Source organism: Paenibacillus sp. J31P190 (genome assembly GCF_059692075.1).
Genome location: NZ_JCAUAS010000009.1, coordinates 120962 through 138649, shown reverse-complemented (window position 1 = coordinate 138649; position 17688 = coordinate 120962). Strand labels below are relative to the sequence as shown.

At 44.3% G+C, this 17688-nt stretch carries 17 protein-coding genes and 1 other RNA gene; 1 reads left to right on the top strand and 17 read right to left on the bottom strand.

Features of this window, described 5'->3' with window-relative positions; genetic code table 11:
* Positions 1 to 44 precede the first annotated feature (44 nt).
* The 6 genes from AC58U0_RS17680 to AC58U0_RS17655 all read right to left on the bottom strand — a co-directional run bounded on the left by AC58U0_RS17680 (position 45) and on the right by AC58U0_RS17655 (position 4898).
* The gene (locus tag AC58U0_RS17680; protein ID WP_497380299.1) at positions 45 to 752 is read right to left on the bottom strand and encodes a lytic transglycosylase domain-containing protein; all 708 of its coding nucleotides are present in this window, start codon (positions 750 to 752) and stop codon (positions 45 to 47) included.
* A gap of 128 nt (positions 753 to 880) precedes the next feature.
* Positions 881 to 2173, bottom strand: coding sequence for a hemolysin family protein (locus tag AC58U0_RS17675; protein ID WP_497380424.1), 1293 nt, complete (start codon positions 2171 to 2173; stop codon positions 881 to 883).
* A gap of 336 nt (positions 2174 to 2509) precedes the next feature.
* Positions 2510 to 2941 (bottom strand): hypothetical protein, encoded by a 432-nt coding sequence (locus tag AC58U0_RS17670; protein WP_497380298.1) that lies wholly within the window; start codon positions 2939 to 2941, stop codon positions 2510 to 2512.
* Between the two features lie 21 nt (positions 2942 to 2962).
* On the bottom strand, positions 2963 to 3178 hold the full coding sequence (locus AC58U0_RS17665) for a DUF1540 domain-containing protein (RefSeq protein ID WP_029195901.1): 216 nt from the start codon (positions 3176 to 3178) through the stop codon (positions 2963 to 2965).
* Positions 3179 to 3225: 47 nt separating this feature from the next.
* Positions 3226 to 4320 carry a glycoside hydrolase family 15 protein gene (locus AC58U0_RS17660; RefSeq protein ID WP_497380297.1) on the bottom strand — a complete coding sequence of 365 codons (1095 nt, stop codon included), beginning with the start codon at positions 4318 to 4320 and terminating at the stop codon, positions 3226 to 3228.
* A 77-nt stretch (positions 4321 to 4397) separates the two neighbouring features.
* Complete coding sequence (locus tag AC58U0_RS17655) at positions 4398 to 4898, bottom strand: YpuI family protein (protein ID WP_029195899.1); 501 nt, start codon at positions 4896 to 4898, stop codon at positions 4398 to 4400.
* Between the two features lie 173 nt (positions 4899 to 5071).
* Between AC58U0_RS17655 and AC58U0_RS17650 the strand changes: the two genes are divergently transcribed.
* Positions 5072 to 6988: a S8 family peptidase gene (locus AC58U0_RS17650; RefSeq protein ID WP_497380296.1), complete on the top strand. Its 1917-nt coding sequence runs from the start codon at positions 5072 to 5074 to the stop codon at positions 6986 to 6988.
* Between the two features lie 795 nt (positions 6989 to 7783).
* Here the strand turns inward: AC58U0_RS17650 and rnpB are convergent.
* The 11 genes from rnpB to era all read right to left on the bottom strand — a co-directional run bounded on the left by rnpB (position 7784) and on the right by era (position 17686).
* An RNA gene (gene rnpB, locus AC58U0_RS17645) (RNase P RNA component class A) lies at positions 7784 to 8201 on the bottom strand.
* A 134-nt stretch (positions 8202 to 8335) separates the two neighbouring features.
* Entirely contained in the window at positions 8336 to 9445 is a 1110-nt protein-coding gene (locus AC58U0_RS17640; RefSeq protein WP_497380295.1) for a Nif3-like dinuclear metal center hexameric protein, read from the bottom strand.
* A complete protein-coding gene (locus tag AC58U0_RS17635) occupies positions 9421 to 10185 on the bottom strand; it encodes a tRNA (adenine(22)-N(1))-methyltransferase (RefSeq protein WP_497380293.1) in 765 nt (254 codons plus the stop codon). Before AC58U0_RS17635 ends, AC58U0_RS17640 begins: the two co-directional genes overlap by 25 nt.
* Before the next feature lie 3 nt (positions 10186 to 10188).
* Positions 10189 to 11019: a hypothetical protein gene (locus AC58U0_RS17630; RefSeq protein WP_497380292.1), complete on the bottom strand. Its 831-nt coding sequence runs from the start codon at positions 11017 to 11019 to the stop codon at positions 10189 to 10191.
* A 114-nt stretch (positions 11020 to 11133) separates the two neighbouring features.
* A complete protein-coding gene (gene rpoD / locus AC58U0_RS17625; RefSeq protein ID WP_028558036.1) occupies positions 11134 to 12249 on the bottom strand; it encodes an RNA polymerase sigma factor RpoD in 1116 nt (371 codons plus the stop codon).
* A 37-nt stretch (positions 12250 to 12286) separates the two neighbouring features.
* The gene (gene dnaG / locus AC58U0_RS17620) at positions 12287 to 14134 is read right to left on the bottom strand and encodes a DNA primase (RefSeq protein WP_497380291.1); all 1848 of its coding nucleotides are present in this window, start codon (positions 14132 to 14134) and stop codon (positions 12287 to 12289) included.
* Positions 14135 to 14183: 49 nt separating this feature from the next.
* A complete protein-coding gene (locus AC58U0_RS17615) occupies positions 14184 to 14648 on the bottom strand; it encodes a YaiI/YqxD family protein (protein WP_497380290.1) in 465 nt (154 codons plus the stop codon).
* Positions 14649 to 14739: 91 nt separating this feature from the next.
* Positions 14740 to 15555 (bottom strand): pyruvate, water dikinase regulatory protein, encoded by an 816-nt coding sequence (locus tag AC58U0_RS17610; RefSeq protein WP_057303089.1) that lies wholly within the window; start codon positions 15553 to 15555, stop codon positions 14740 to 14742.
* Positions 15556 to 15733: 178 nt separating this feature from the next.
* A complete protein-coding gene (gene recO / locus AC58U0_RS17605; RefSeq protein WP_497380289.1) occupies positions 15734 to 16483 on the bottom strand; it encodes a DNA repair protein RecO in 750 nt (249 codons plus the stop codon).
* Between the two features lie 54 nt (positions 16484 to 16537).
* Positions 16538 to 16690, bottom strand: a complete 153-nt coding sequence (locus AC58U0_RS17600; RefSeq protein ID WP_082562144.1) for a YqzL family protein — start codon at positions 16688 to 16690, stop codon at positions 16538 to 16540.
* Between the two features lie 96 nt (positions 16691 to 16786).
* Positions 16787 to 17686, bottom strand: a complete 900-nt coding sequence (gene era, locus AC58U0_RS17595) for a GTPase Era (protein WP_057303091.1) — start codon at positions 17684 to 17686, stop codon at positions 16787 to 16789.
* Positions 17687 to 17688 lie beyond the last annotated feature (2 nt).

Sequence of the window (17688 nt, the reverse complement as noted above, 5' to 3'; positions counted from 1 at the left end):
CGACCTCCGCATAAACATGCGAAAATCAGCTTATTAGCTAATGATTATAACGAAAAATTTTGCTTGTGTCCCATCACTTTAGAGATGTAGCCTTGCGTTTCCCTTGGCAGTAAATGGAGTTTGTTTGCGAGATCCTGATCGGTCTTGATGCCTAATCGGTCAACACGTCCAGGCCCGGCATTATAAGCTGCAAGAGCAACCCCTTCATTTCCGTTGTACTTCTTAATTAGGTTGCTAAGGAAATGAGTACCCGCATCTACATTTTGCTTAGGATCAAATGGGTTTGTTACTCCGAAGCCGCTGCCTGTCCCGTCCATAAGCTGCATTAAACCTTTGGCACCTGCCGGCGATACGGCCTGGTGATTGAATTCTGATTCTTGTTGAATAACCGCCTTGACTAGCGATGTATCCACACCGTATTTATGACTTGCCTCTTGGATTAAACCGTCAAACTGTGAGACCGAGGATGCTTTGCTCACTGATTGTAGCGGTGTATAAGCTCTATTCAAAGCCCCTAAAGAACTTGGCATACTGTTTGTCGTGTTACCTAGCATGGAAGATAAAGTGTCTTGACTTGTAACGCTAGTTCCGTTAGATTGCCCCATAATCGTGTCGAGCAATGCACTAAAATCGCCTGACTCATCTGTACTTGATGCCGCGGTTTCACCGGATAGTAAACTCATTTTACTCATCAACTGAAGTTGGAGCAGTTCTTTCATTACTCTAGGATCAATGCTGTTCGTGCTATTCATCCGTCAGACCTCGTTTCTATCCATTCATCGTTGTCTTCATTGTACACGTTTTGTGCCCTGACGACCATCCCCAATTTATTAAGAATCATCAAAAAAAGAGACCGTCATTTGACAGTCTCTCTTCTATCTCAAGAAATGTTTTGCTGTAGTAACTCACTCTCATCCGACAATTTTCTTACCATGACACGAGAAATCCGCAGATGATCTGTCTCTTCAACAATAAATATAAACTCATCGTTGTAACTTACTTGCTGGTTCTTGCTTGGCGGTATCTCTGTTTTCGAGTAAATCCATCCACCGATTGTATCATAATCATCCGACTCAATTTCAAGTCCGAAATACTCATTCACTTCATCAATTAGAAGCAATCCGTCAATGGAAAAGGTGTTTTCATCCTTGATTTCGATTGTAGGACGCTCTTCATCGAACTCATCTTGAATTTCTCCAACAATTTCTTCCATAATGTCTTCCAGTGTCACAAGACCTGATGTTCCACCGTATTCATCAATGAGCAGTGCCATCTGGCTTTTTCGTTTCTGCATCATTTTTAACAAATCACTAATAAGAATCGAATCTGGAACCGTCGTTATCGGTCGGATAATTTTCTTGATCCCTTTCAGGTTCGCATCCGGCTTGAGTAAATCCTTGATGTGGACGAAGCCAATAATATTGTCTTTGTCCGGATCACATACCGGGTAGCGCGTACGCATTTCTTTAATGGCGATCGCAAGATTCTCAGAATAGGTAAGTCCGGCATACAAACATTCCATTTCTGTTCTTGGGATCATAATTTCCCTGGCAGTCGTCTCTGCAAATCCAAATATATTATCAACAAGCGTGAGCTCTGTATTATCTATAAGTCCGTTTTTGTGACTTTCTTTCATAAGGACACGAATTTCATCCTCCGTATGCGCCGATTCATGTTCAGTTGCAGGCTCGATTCCCGCACGTCGTAACATCCAGTTCGATATACCATTCAATAACCAAATAAACGGATACATCACTTTGTAGAAAAAAACCATGGGCCCTGCAGATAGCAGAGTTATTTGTTCAGCTTTACGAATCGCATACGTCTTAGGGAACTGTTCGCCTAATGTAATATGCAATGTGGTCATTAAGGAGAAAGCTATAATGAAGGTAATCGTATGGAACACCGATTCTGGCAAATTCAGAGGAGCGAATAACGGTTCCAGAATTTTGGCGAACGTCGGTTCCCCGACATAACCAAGTCCCAACGAAGTGAGTGTAATCCCGAGCTGACAAGCACCTAAGTAAGCGTCGAGATTATTCATGATTCCTTGTGCAAATTTCGCATTGCGGCGGCCTTCTCCAACAAGTGAATCAATGCGACTACCTCTTACCTTGACCATCGCGAATTCAGCTGCGACAAAAAAACCATTTAATATGACCAGTCCAAACATTAACAGAAAACTGATTAACGTTCCGGGCAAAGGATCTTCCAATACCTTACCTATCCCCTATCAAGCACGTTTACCGCACCAAGGAGAATAGGTACACCTCCCTTAATTTCGATTTGAATTTGAATTATCACTTTTCATTATATAATAATACTGTAATCATTCAAAGGTGCGAATATGACTCTTGAAGCCAAATAGTACGAGCAAATGGGAGTATACGCATTAAAACGATGCCATAATGAGTCTCTACCCGCTATTTGTCCCTTTGAAACGCGAATTTACGCGATTTTTTTCAAAAAAAACAAAAACAAGCCGATCTCTCGGCTTGCTTGTAATCGGTCATGCATAAAAGGGTACTAACAAAAAATAGGCGGCGACGGCAATAAAACCAAGCGCGATTGACCAAGACCCTAATCTTTTATTCCCCATAAGGAAAGCAATAACGCCAAGCACTATACCCGAAATACCTAGCAACACAGGCCATACAAAAAGGGAAGCCAAGGCAACGAACAAAGCGACATAGCCTACTGCTTTATTACGCGTGACAGCCTCTACCAATTCTGCAACTTCTTCATCAGACACATCAGAGTGGGTTTCAAGCCTCTCTGACTTGTTGGCCTTATATTGCTCGGCATAGTTAATTCTTCGCGTAGGTGCTGTAATTTCAGCTGCGTATTCTTCCTTATGGTTCAATCCGCTTTCAACGCGGAGCTGATCTTTTTGGAACCGCTCCTTGGTGGCATGATCCAGAGGGACATCGTCTTTATTCATGCTGCCTCCATGTTACGCACCTTAATGTTTATTCTTAGCTTTGAAAGTGTGGCAGCAAGTATTAGCTACTTTGTTTGCTGCATCTTGATGATCCGTATCAAATGATTCCCCTGCAAACTCTTCATTATAATTGGCGGCAGCATGCTGATCGACTTCAATCATAATCGTTCCTGCACTACAGTTGTTGCCTTGCGCCCAATATTCGCAATTGGCAACTGCACATTTTACATCCGGCATAATCATCACCCCTTTAACAATTTGCCCGCTATCAGGGTGAACTATGCTTATTTTAAGCTGTCAGAAAGCACCAAGAACATCGCTTGAGACCAAAGAAGCGGCAGCGCTGGCTCTCCCCATTTGGCTATCCATTCCGGGTGAGAGGAGGGATCTCTAAGGCTTTCCGCGACTTGCTCCGGCAATCGACCAAGCTTATCTGCTTTACTCATTACCCAATCTAAGCATCGCTGAGCCTCTTCACGATTACCCAGCTCCGCCTGGTACCATCCATACCATGCGGTAAGCAGCAGCCACTCTCCGCCCCCATAATAGCGATCCTCGACATATCTTTGGATACCTTCATGCTTGAGGTCAGCTTCAATAGCTTGTACCGTCTTCAACATAATAGGATCATTAACTTCACAGACGCCGAAAGGAACGGTCAGCCACAACAGACTTGCATCCACGCCGTTTAAAGCAGGCTGCCATACTTCTTCCAAGCAATGAATGGATTTAACGAAACGCCCCTCATAGACTGCATAATCCATGATAAACTTTTTTATCAACGCCGCTTTTTCTAGTAGTGGAGGACGATTCTCTAATTCACCAAGTGCCTTTAAACCGCCATAAACACATGCTAATGTTGCTGGATGAACGTAATCAGGAAACTCTTCCCAACAATCAAAATTCGGAAAATGCCAGAACGTCATCAAATAATCAACAGTTATCTCAATACTCTCTCGCAACTCATTTAAGAGCTCGGAATGACCTGTTATACGAATATGTTCCGTAAGACCCCATAGCCATGCTCCATAACCATCCAGTTGAAAATGTCCCCACTCTGATACATCATCCCGGCCATCTAAATGATAACGTGTTCCAAAAAATTCGGAGCGGTCTATCCATTCTTTGGCTTCCTGTTTACGAATTAACGCATCCACACGCGGACGCTTGTCCTTCAAAACATGATGTACCCAGCGATAGAATAGCTCAGCACTTTCGGTTTCCATAGAGCGATCCATCGCATTCGCGATAAAAGTCCCATCCCTGAGCCAACTGTAAGAGTACGGCGGAAATAACGGTGAAGCTACATAACCCCCGCTAGGATGCTGGTTCAGCTTAATAATCGAGATACTGCTGTTGATTAATTGTTCACGCTCCATGCATCATGTCTCCTTTTAAAAGAAAAAGGATGCGCTTATAGTCGCATCCCTTCTTGTATTTGCCAATTCAATTAAAATTATACTTTTTCGCCTTGCATACGACGTTGAGTGATGTAATCTGTTTCATAGTAAGACAAATCTTCACGAAGCTCCTCGAATACTTTGGACAGCTCAATCGTCAGATCGCGCACTTCACGTGATGGCTTTTTGCGGAAACGAATAGCATCTTGTCCTGTATAAGCATAACGACCATCTTCAGAGTAGCATTCATTTTTAGGGTAGAAAAATGTATTGACGCATGTATGATAAACCTCATACAGTACTTTTTCCGAAAAATCCACATTAAAAGTAGGACGTCTCAAGCTAACGCCCAATTTCTCGTATGCCACTTCACAAAACACTAATAGATGGCGAGTATCCTGCAAATAACCGCGGTAAAACTCATCCATAGCAGGATCATTCTCCACATTTAACTGTGCGAGCGAATTTTGATTCAGAAACAGCTCCATTTTGGCAGTCGTTTCTTTTAACTTCGTACGCGTTGAATCACAAATATTTTTCACATTAAAAACAGCCATTTATGAAGACCTCCTATAATTGCGCTATTCCTATCCTACCATAAATTAACCCGAAGTGGTATATGTAAAACTCCAGTTTCCATGTATAAAACAATCCTCCGCTCCTCACCCTAGTCAAAGGTAATTCGTTTCGTCAGCGGAATACTAAGCACGTTTAGAAGGAGGAGCTGTTTATGTGGCGTTATCTGTCATCTATGACTTTAGTTCTTGGTTTAGGCATTATCCTTTTCCCACACCATTCAAATAACGAGAACAAACCTGGACCCGAAGTCTACAGTACAAAGTACGAAACAACTGCAAAGTTATCTCTTCTGGAACAAGACGTTAAGTTAACTGATGATCTATGCAGAAGCCAATGTTCCATCGATTATTCGCGAATGCTTAGCAAAATTGAAAGCGGAGAGCCAACTTTAACAGTGCTAAGCGAAATGAAAAAAGAACATGAAAAAATGGATGTGCTTATTTGGTCGAAGCAAAGCCAACCTTTGGAAAAAGGGATTACAGTAGGTGAAGTACCAAGTTCTTATAAAGAACAGGCCCTCTCCTATTTAAAGGAAGCTAAAATAGCCGTCGATGAAGGAAAACATTATCAATCACCTAAATTCGGTGCGGCGCAGCAAATTTATTTCGTTCAGGGCACTCCTTCAACTAATAGAGACAGCTCCTTAGTAGGTGTTATTCATCAGGATATTCTTCATCAAGTAACTGATCACCAGTTGAAAAACTTGCGCCTAGAGCCTTATCCTAACGAAAATCGTTGGAAAGTCGAGTCTGTGGATACGGACACTTTACAAGATAAAGTCGTCGATCATCCTGAGGATAATCAAGGAACAAGCCACTATCATCAAAATGAAGTAGTGGTCCGCTTCAAGCAGGATCCAACAGAGACTCAGCTGACACAAATCAAAAATGAAATAAAAGCCATTTCCGCCCAAAAACTCGGTTATACGTATGTATTCCGCACACAAAGCATGGAAGCCAAAGCATTAATGGCTTATTTCAAAAAATGGGATGTCGTCTATGTAGAGCCTCATTTCCTCTACTTAACAAATGATTATTATGACGATCAAGAAGAAGCTGCGAATAAAGATGACTCCAGTCAGACAGATTCAGGAGCCTCAACTTCGACCTCAACCGATATAACGGCTAATTTTATGCCAAATGATAATTTATACAGTAAGTATCAATGGAACTTGCCTCTTATCGAGACTCTTCAGGGCTGGCAATTAACGCGAGGTTCGAAAGATGTAATCGTCGCTGTTGTCGACACAGGAGTTGACTTGAAGCACCCTGATCTGACTTCTAAACTTTTGCCTGGCTATAATGTCATTAGTGATAATGATAACCCGCAGGATGATGTTGGACATGGTACACATGTTACAGGTGTCATTTCTGCATTAGTTAACAACAATCTAGGTGTAGCAGGTATGACATGGTATAACAAAGTATTACCAGTCAAAGTTTTAGACCAAACAGGAGCAGGCAGCACCTATTCTGTCGCTCAAGGTATCATTTGGGCTGCTGACCACGGCGCTAAAGTCATGAATCTTAGCCTTGGCAATTACGCGGATTCAAGCTTTCTCCACGACGCCATCCGATATGCCTACAATAAAGATGTGGCACTCATCGCGGCGAGCGGCAACGACAATACAGAAAGACCTGGTTTTCCAGCCGCTTATCCGGAAGTGTTAGCTGTAGCCGCGAGTGATTCTCAAAATAACAAGGCACCCTTTTCGAATTATGGCGACTATATTGCTGTAACGGCCCCCGGTGTCAGTATCGCAAGTACGTATCCAAATAATCAATACGCCGCGTTATCGGGTACATCAATGGCTAGCCCTCATGTCACTGCTTTGGCAGCCTTGGTTCGATCTACGAATCCTAGTTTGAAAAACACGGAGGTTTACGAAATCATTAAACAATCCGCACAAGACCTTGGTACAAAAGGCAGAGACAAATACTTTGGCTTCGGATTAATAGATGTTGTGAAAGCTGTAAAAATGGCCGAGCAAAGCTCACAGCAGGTTTCTTACTTTCCGCAAAGCCTATCTCGTCAAATGCATCTCATAACGAAAAAGTATGCCTACTAAAGTAAAAGGGGCTGTCCCAAAAGTCAATTTATGATTTTTGAGCCCCCACTTAGAATCAGATTCATATGTAAAAAGAACCTCCATCACCACTGAAGTGGAATTGGAGGTTCTTTTGTTAAATTTGGACATGCTCAATCATGCGAGCACTTTTGGGACAGCCCCTTTTTTATGTTTAATGATACAAGTAGTGTGAAACACATAAGGACAATTCTACGGTTCCGCGGGATCAGTGAGCCTCTCCAGATAACCGGCTTGCTCAAGGGCATCCACGAGATGCGTTGCTCAGGCCGGTGTCAATTTGAGGGCTCGGCTAAGCTCAGAAATCTTATGCCAGTAGAATGAGCATTCGTGTAGTAAGAGACAAGGTAATTTCACTTTGACACAGACATTTGAATGATTTACTTTTACTGCTTAAACGTTCTATTTGACCAATTGTAATTGTAGGGAATCGCTCATCGGTGGATGCCTCTGAGCTAATTTTGCTTCGTTTCAAGATCTCCCTTTAATCTTTGCCGCTTTGTAAAACATGAACTATTCTCTAAAGTAAAATAAGAGTCTCTAGGGGCTCTTATTTCTCTTCATTAGCCACTTTTTGTGAAAATAGAAGCTTCTGGAGGCTCTTATTCGGATAAATTTATCTAAAACACTGATCTAAGTAATCAAATAGAAGCCTTTAGGGACTCTTATTCCGCTTCTTTACTCACTTCTTGTGAAAATAGAAGCTTCTAGAGGCTCTTATTCTTCTTCTGAAAAATTAAATACCCGCAAGGCCTAAGCCTTGCGGTAACCGACAGTATGGAAAGTTTGCCGTAAGCCGGGTTCTGTACTTCCAGTGGTCATAGCGGGCGTCTGTCCCCTGCCACCATTGAAGTGACAATCATCTATCTAGGCCATACATTGCTGCACAGCTCAAGCGACCAACCCGAACGCGTCTCAGGCTAAGACTGCCACCTCGAAAGCGGCTTGCGTTCCTCTAGGTCTTGCTCCAAGTGGGGTTTACCAGGATCTATGTCACCATAGAACCTCGTGGTCTCTTACACCACGGTTCCACCCTTGCCTGTGAATCCCATGCGGGAAACCATCGGCGGTCCATTTCTGTGGCCCTATCCTTCAACTCGCGTTGACTGGACGTTATCCAGCACCCTGCCTTATGGAGCCCGGACTTTCCTCTCGCTGTGGCTTACCCACAGCCAGCGATTGTCTGTCAAACTTTCCGGTGCATTTGCTAGTATACTAAGAATGCCTTCGAAATACAACTGCTGATCGTTTCCTCAAATACCATTTGAAACTCAGCAGGTAAATAAGGCATGCCAAGAAATAGCCTTGTGAGCAAGCTAGCCCTTATCCCTACAGGAACTGGAATGGCTCTGTGTCGACCTCGGATGCCAGCACCTGCGTGTCCGTCTTGACCAACTGCGCGGCGAGATAATCCGCTACGCCGCGCTTCATAATCTTCTCGACGTTATGTCCAACGTCGATCAAAGCCAAACCCGCCGCAAGCGCATCGTGCGCGGTGTGGTAGTCGATGTCGCCGGTGACCAGCACATCGGCGCCGGCGAACAAGGCGTGCCGCATGTAGCGGCCGCCAGAGCCCCCCAGAACGGCCACCTTACGGATGGGCCGTTCCAAGTCGCCAACGACGCGCACCACCGGCACGTCGAACACCTGCTTCGCGAGCTCCGTCAGTTCGCGAAGAGTCTTAGCCGCGGGCAGTTTGCCTACGCGGCCTAAACCGAACACTCTACCCTTGAGGTCCATCGGGTAGAGGTCATAGGCCACCTCTTCATAGGGGTGGGCCTTCAATAGAGCCTGAACCGCCTTGCGCTGGACGCTGGCGGTTACGATGGTCTCTACGCGTACTTCCTGTACGCGTTCAAGCTTGCCTGCTTCCCCGATAAACGGGTCCGTCCCTTCCTGCGGCAGGAACGTCCCCGTTCCGGGGATGTTAAAGCTGCAGTGGCTGTACTGCCCGATTCCACCCGCTCCCGCGGTGAAAAGGGCATCCAGTACAGCCTGGTGATGCGTCTCAGGGACGAAAACAACTAGCTTCTGCAGCTTCTCCGTATGCACATCCTCCAAATGAGTAAGCTCCGTCAAACCGAGCTTATCAGCCATCATATCGTTGATGCCGCCTTCAGCTACATCCAAATTCGTATGAGCGATATAGACAGCGATGTCATGCTTAATTAATTTTTCATATAAACGACCGGCAGGCGTATCCGTTTGCAGATGAGCGAGCGGTCTGAAAATAATCGCATGATGAGCAATGATAAGATTAGCGCCTTGCTGAATGGCTTCTTCAACCACTTCATCGGTGACATCCAAGGCTACGAGAACCTTTTGGATTTCCTTCTGCAAAGACCCTAGCTGTAAGCCTATTTTATCATCAGGCATCGCATAATGCTTCGGCGCCAGCTGTTCAAACAGCTGGATTACGGTTTGACCTTTTGCAAACAAGCGAGTACCTCCTTTATTTCCTTCATTTCTTGACCGACCTGCTCTGCCTTAGCAACAGACGCTTCTGCTGAGGATAGCTGGAGCTGCCCTTTAATCATGGCCAACTTTTTCAGTTCGCTTTCCCACTTGGTAAACCATACTTCTGGAGCCTCGCTGACGAAGTATGGCCCCATTTGAAGCAAGCGTTCCTTCGAAACTCTAATCCCACCTGGCAGTTGACGTTCAGCGTAAAGAACATCCAATGTATGCTTTTCCGCATCCGACACAGCTATGGCTGTCAATATCTCATAAATCTTACCGTCTTCCTCTAGAATCGTTTCGGATTCTAGTTTCCAGCCCTGCTGCAGCAACCAACGCCGCACATGATCTTCACCGACATTGGGCTGCAAAATGAGATGAGTGACGCCTTGCAGCTTATGCTTTCCAGCTTCCAAAATACTCGCCATCAAACTTCCGCCCATTCCGGCGATCGTAATAACATTCACTTCTCCAGCCTCAATAACGGCGAGTCCATCACCGGATCTTACACTGATTTTCTTGGACAATCCGCTTTCTAGAACTTGCCTTGTTGCCGCTTCAAAAGGCCCTGGATTCACCTCGCCAGCCACAGCAAACAAAATAATACCCTTTTGTGCCAAATACGTTGGCAATAGGGCATGATCGGAACCAATGTCCGCTACCTTTGAACCTAATGGAACTCGGTCTGCAATCATTTGCAGTCTTTTCGATAATTTCACCATATGTTACATTACCCACTCTACCCATTTTTTACGCAGCAAAAATAATGCCACGCCTGCAGAAACTAACTTGCCTGTAAACGATAATTGAATGAGACGAGAGCTCATATTGACATCTGTCAGAAAGGTCATCGCTTCAGGAGCAAACCAAACGATACTCCCGACTAACAGAAGCACGCTAGCTGCTTGCTTATTCGTATGATGCGCAAGCCAAGCCATCCATATAAGTACAATACTAACCGGAATCCAACTAATTTCAAGTGAGAACCACCCAGGACTGTCAAGCTTGTGCAGCAATAGCCACCCATATGTACCGACTAGCCCCAGCCAGCCGCATATCTGGAAAATGGCCATACGGCCTACTAACCCATTAAACAGCCAGACACTACTACAAAAAGCTAAATAACCAACATAGGCAAAAGATGAACTCACTTCATACAAATCTAATAAATACAAACCGAGAAAAAGCAAAGCAATCGAAGAAACACCACAGAGCAAATAAGAAATGACTGGTGCTTTCTGATACTGCCGATATGCAAATGCGTAACAAACGATGACAAAAAGCGTGGAAATTCCAATTTGCATTGGCAATCCAAAAGAGTTAAAATTAAGAGCAGATAAGGCAAGAGCGGCAATCACCGCCATAATGGCCAACCATATTTTCCAATTACTGTTCGCTACCGAGGATGCGGATACCCCCATTAATGAAGCAGGTTTAGGCGTTGATTCATCCACATACAAATTCATTAGGAAATCGCAGTAATGCTCAGGAAGCAATTTGCTTCTGCGCCAATGATGGATTTCCCTGACAATCACTTTTCGTTTCTCTGCATCCATTTATTCGCTCACCTTCCTAGCTACTTTATCGGTGAATTCTTCCTCTGGCTTTAGTAGTAGTTTTTAAAATAAAAAAAGACCCCGCCGAATTGGCAGGGCCCTCTCACAGCGTCTTTATTCCAAGAAATCCTTTAACCGTTTGCTACGGCTTGGGTGTCTCAACTTCCGCAAAGCTTTAGCTTCGATCTGACGAATCCGTTCACGTGTAACACCGAAAACTTTACCTACTTCTTCAAGCGTACGTGTACGTCCATCATCTAGTCCAAAACGTAAGCGAAGTACATTCTCTTCTCTTTCCGTCAACGTATCCAGAACGTCCTCAAGCTGTTCCTTCAGAAGCTCATACGCGGCAGCATCAGCTGGTGCCAACGCTTCTTGATCCTCAATGAAATCTCCCAAGTGGGAATCGTCTTCCTCACCAATCGGTGTTTCTAACGACACAGGCTCTTGTGCAATCTTCATGATTTCACGTACTTTATCTGTGCTCAAATCCATCTCTTTGGCAATCTCTTCCGGTGTAGGTTCACGCCCCAATTCTTGCAGCAATTGACGGGAAACTCGGATAAGTTTATTAATCGTTTCGACCATATGTACCGGAATACGTATCGTTCTCGCTTGGTCCGCAATGGCACGGGTAATCGCTTGACGAATCCACCATGTCGCATACGTACTAAACTTATATCCTTTGGTATGGTCAAACTTTTCCACAGCTTTAATAAGCCCCATATTACCTTCTTGAATCAAATCTAGGAACAGCATGCCTCGACCTACATATCTTTTGGCGATACTGACAACGAGTCTAAGGTTAGCTTCTGCTAAACGTCTCTTCGCTTCTTCGTCCCCATTTTCAATCCGTTTGGCTAACCCTACTTCATCTTCCGCGGAAAGAAGCGGTACTCGACCAATTTCCTTCAAATACATCCGAACTGGATCATTAATCTTAATCCCTGGCGGTAAGGCCAGATCATCATCGAAGTTAAACTCATCGCGCTCATTTTCTTCTGGATTCATGGAATCCTCATCGGATTCGTTCCCTACATCGATCCCTTGCTCCGAAAGCTGTTCGAAAAACTCATCGATTTGTTCAGGATCCTGATCAAAGGGAGCTAATTTCTCCATAATATCCTTGTAAGTTAGTGAGGACCGCTTTTTCCCCTGCTCAATTAGCTGGTCTTTCACCTGGTCCAGGGTCAATTCTGTCTCTAGTTCTGTACGCTGATCATTCGCCATGGTACGGACTCCCTCCTCCCTAGTCATTGCAGTAATACTAAGTTGACTTCAATCGTTTTTCTAGGGCAATAATTTCAATAGCAATTTGTGCAGCTTTAAGATGGTCGCCCGCGCGTTCTGCACGAACTCGTTCTTCTTTCTTGCGTTCAACTTCTTCTTGCATTGGAACTTTGCGAATTTGGCGAATATAGTCGTCAATCACTTGTTCGTTAATTCCATGACCAGCACCCATCATTACAATGGAACTAGCCAAGCTCTCCAGCTGTTCGTCTTGCAGCATGGCAATGTATCGGCTTGCATCCGGCTCAGCATTCTGAGCGTAGTAAGCATATAAATAAGCAGCTAAGACTGCGTGAGCTTCAACATTGAATTGATCACCTAATTGTGCTTCCACTTGTGAGCAGACGTCACGATCATGCATCATTACCGCCAATATTAACCGTTCTGCATTATGATAAGCGGGCAAAAGTGATGGTGATTTCTTGAGTGTTCGTTCCACTGTTCTCCCATTATTCATAACATTATTCCACAGAATTGGTTTATTATCCCCTTCTGGTCGGTTTTTTTCCGATTGCAGCAAGATTTCGTGAAGGTCTAACTTCATCGCCTCATACGAAGATTCCGGGAATTCAGAAGCCAATTGTTTCAAATAATGTTCACGTTCCATCGGAGATTGAAGATGACTGATTAATTTCACAGCAGATTGCAGATAACGAAGTCTGTCACCGTCCTCATGCAACTTAAAATTTTTGCGGATGTATAATAGCTTATATTTCATCGATGGTACGGCAGGTTCAATAATCTCCCGTACAAATCGGTCAAAACCATAGTTTCTTACATAATCATCTGGATCCTTGCCGTCTGGCAGCATGGCTACTGTGACTCGGCTGCCTGTCTCTTCTAGAATAGGAATACTTTTGAAAGCTGCTGATTGTCCCGCGTTATCCCCGTCATAACAAATGACGATTTGGTCAGCGTTACGGTTCAGCAGAGCCGCATGTTCCTTCGTTAATGCTGTCCCCATCGTGGCGACACCATTACTAATTCCCGCTTCCCACGCTTTAATGACATCCACATAGCCTTCAAAGAGAACTGCTTGTTGAAGCTTACGCATATTAGGTCTAGCCAGATGAAGGTTATACATTGTCCGGCTTTTATTAAAAAGAATGGTTTCCGGACTATTTAAATATTTGGGCTGCGCATCGCCCATCGATCTGCCTCCGAATGCGATAACTTTGCCAGTAGAGTCGCAAATAGGGAACATGATGCGTTCCCGGAATTTATCCACATAGCCGTTACCTTCATGTTTGGCGGAGATTAAACCGCCCTTCTCCATCAGGGCTAAGTCGAACTCTCGTTTAACTAGCTGTTGAACGAGTGTGTCCCACATGGCCGGTGCATAACCAATTTGGAAGGTATCGATCAGCTTATCCGAAATTCCTCTTGAGGCCAAATAACCTTTTGCCACTTTGCCTTGTTCTGTGTTCCCAAGTATATAATTGTACAATTTCGCTGTAAAATCATAAGCTTTTAACAAGGTTGCTTTCTCTTGCTGCTGCTCATTTTGCTCCTCTGTCGCTTCTTCCCAAGTGATTGGGATGTCCGCTTCTTCAGCCAGCTTACTTACGGCCTCTGCGAAGCTAAGTCCTTCGATTTCCATTACGAATCGAATCAGATTCCCACCCACATTACAACCAAAACAACGATAAATTTGTTTTTCCGGTGTGACAGTGAATGAAGGACTTTTCTCAGAATGGAACGGGCATAGCCCCTTCATATAATGCCCTTGCTTGCTCAAATGTACGTGCCTACCAATGACATCAACAATGTCATGGCGCTTAAGTACAGCCTCAATGACCTCTTCAGGTATGCGTCCGTACCTCATTTTTGTTCCACCTACAATTCAGGTCGCTTTTCCGACTAATTACTATTCGCTACTTGTTTTCGATTTCCTGCAAATATTTTAAAAGTTTTGTCAAACCATGTAGAAAATTTTGACGATCTGCCTCCGTAAAAGGTTTTGGTCCCTTCGAGTGCTTTCCGCTTCTGCGCATTTTGGCCGATGCGTGACGACGATCCAATAGGAAATCAATCGAACTATCGGTATATTCCTGCCCTCGATTCGTTAAGCAAATAGATCCCTTAGCCAATCCTAAGGCGGCGAGTCCAAAATCTTGTGTCACCAAAATATCACCTTGCTGAATCTGATTGGCAATATATAAATCGACAGATTGATCAGAACGGTCCACTTGAACGACCTTCACGCCTGGGTTCTCCTTCATCCGATGATCGAAAGAAGCAACTAGCACAACTTGTACACCAAACTGCCTACCTGCTTGCTCAATTTCAGATTTTACTGGACAAGCATCGGCATCAACGATAATATTTCTCGCTCGCATACAGTTCAGCCCCTGCTCTCTAGACGAAATCTCACCGTACTATTATATACGATGGACTTACAAAAAATCCTGCAAGGGAAAACATAAAACCTTACTGGACTCGTTCGATATGGTCCATGATTAAACTTGCTGTCTCTTCAACGGCACGGTTGGAAACATCAAAGATGACGCAACCGATTTTGCTCATTATTTTGTCAGCAAAAGCCAGTTCTATTTTAATACGTTCTACATTGGCGTAGGTTGCATTTTCTGCTAGCCCTAATGTTCGCAGCCGTTCTTGGCGTATGACATTCAATTTATCCGGGTCAATCCGCAGTCCAATGATCTTATCCTTTGGAACCGTATAAATCGCAGCAGGCGGCTGCATTTCGGGTACCAATGGAACATTGGCGACTTTAAATCTTTTGTGCGCCAAATACATCGATAAGGGTGTTTTGGACGTCCGAGAAACACCTAATAAGATGATGTCCGCTTTTTGTATGCCGCTAAAATCCCGACCGTCATCATATTTGACTGCGAATTCAACCGCTTCAACTTTTTTGAAATAATCCTCATCGAGCGGATGAATCATACCCGGTTGTCTGCGAGGCTCTTGGTGTAATGCTTGCCCTAAGGTAGCAACAACAGGCCCAAGCAAGTCAATATGCGGGATATCGTACTCCTTCGCCTTGGCTATCAGATCGTCTCGCAATTCAGGAATAACCAATGTAAACACGACAATTCCGCCATGTATCCTAATCGCATTGATGACTTTATCTATTCCTTCGAAATCATGGATAAATGGAGCTCTCATAATTTCAACGGGTACAGGATGAAACTGCATCGCAGCGGCACGCACGACTGACTCTCCTGTTTCCCCAACTGAATCAGAAACTACATATACGCGAGTAGGTAGTGGGTGATCCATTTCCCTAAGCCCCTTTCAGCAGGGACGAGGCCCTACATTAGTCATTTGTATGTAAAGTAGATGCAAACAGAACGAAAGCATGAGAAAAACCTCACCGATATGCGGACAGCACAAGGGCGAGGTGATTTCCACCACATCATATCAAAGCCGAAATCACATGTCAAATTAGACATCAACACTATATATTGTATTTTTCCATTTGTTCAATAAAGCCTCTTGATTTCCACTGAACACCAATATGGATATCCATATAAGCTCGCATACAAGTCTTCAGCTGCGCTTTCGTTTCATCCTTTACCTGAACGGCACCAAGTCTCCGCATATCCATACGAGGAAATATTTTCAGAAGCTTAAGCGCTCCTTCACCGACAGGAATAGCTGCAGCATCTTTGTATCGACAGCGAGCACATAAAGTCCCGCCCATTGCAGGACTAAAGGTCGTAATCCCCGACGTTTCTCCACAGGAGACACAAGCATTTGTCACTGGAAGATAACCGGCAAGATCAAACATCTTCATTTCATAGAGGTGAACGATGATCTGCATGTCCTTGCCCTCTTCAATCGCCATTAATCCAGCTTTCAGCTGCTCAAATATATAAGTGCTGCCTTCTTCGTCACCAAGCATTCGGTCTGTCATCTCCACCAAATACGAAGCATGCGCAGACATATGTAAATCTTCCCGCAAAGCATGATGGGCTTCGATAATCTCAGCGCTATTCAGAGACCCCATCTGACCCCTTTGTTTGAAAAAAACAAAATCGCCGTACGTAAAAAGCTGCGTAACGGCGGCATGTCGACTTTTCACTTTCTTAGCACCCCGAGCCATGACACCAACCTTACCCAGCTCGGGGGTAAATAAACTAATAATCTTATTTCCCTCTCCATAGTCCATACTACGGAGTACAATCCCCTGTACGCTGCGCAGCAAATGACTTCCCCCATGAATGCCGCTCTGAAATTTACGAGCCTAATGAATATGAATTTACATATTCAGACCTTCGAGCGGTTCTTCGTTACTTTGATCCTCTTCCTGTACATCGGTGTCCATACCTGGTTCTCCGGAAACTTGTTTGTACAGCAGATAGGCATCTACATCACCGGTCTTTGAAAAATACGTCCACGAAAAATCTTTCATGTTCAGCATCCTCCCCATTGAACGTGATGTTCTTAGGATGCGCAGAGGAAGCTTCTCTATGCGAAATAAAAACTGGAACTGTTAGGGAAAAATCTGTTAGTCGTGACGGAAGCCAAGATCACGCAGGACTCTGTCTTGATTTCTCCAGTCTTTTTTCACTTTAACCCATAGTTCTAAGAAAGTTTTGGAACCAAGCAGCGTTTCGATATCACGGCGTGCCTGCCTTCCAATTTCTTTGAGTAAACTTCCTTGTTTGCCGATGACGATACCTTTTTGCGAATCTCGCTCAACAAATATGACCGCCGAAATATGGACTACACCATTGGGCTCGACACGCATGTCTTCAATCTGGACGGCAATGGAATGCGGAATTTCTTCCCGCGTCAAATGTAAGATTTTCTCACGTACGAGTTCAGCGCATACGAATTGTTCTGGGTGATCCGTAATTTGGTCGGCTGGGTAGTACTGCGGACCTTCCGGTAAATAGCGAACAATTTGTTCCAACAGTGTTGTTACATTGTTACCCTTGAGAGCAGAAACCGGCACGATTTCAGCAAAATTATACAAATCTTTGTAATTTGTAATAATCGCCAGCAGCGCTTCAGGCTGAACAAGGTCAATTTTGTTTAACACCAAAATAACAGGCGTTTCAACATGCTTTAGCTGCTCGATAATATATCGGTCGCCGCCGCCAATCCCTTCGGCAACATCAACCAAGAACAGGACCGCATCCACTTCTCCAAGTGTTCCATGCGCCACTTTACTCATGTAATCGCCTAACTTGGAAGTCGGTTTATGAATACCTGGCGTATCCAGGAAAACAATTTGGCCGTTATTGGATGTATAAACCCCATGGATTTTGTTTCTTGTTGTCTGAGGCTTATCTGACATGATAGCAATTTTTTGCCCGATGATTTGGTTCATCAGCGTTGATTTCCCAACATTCGGACGTCCGATGATAGCGACAAAGCCTGATTTAAATTCTTTTTTAGCCACTT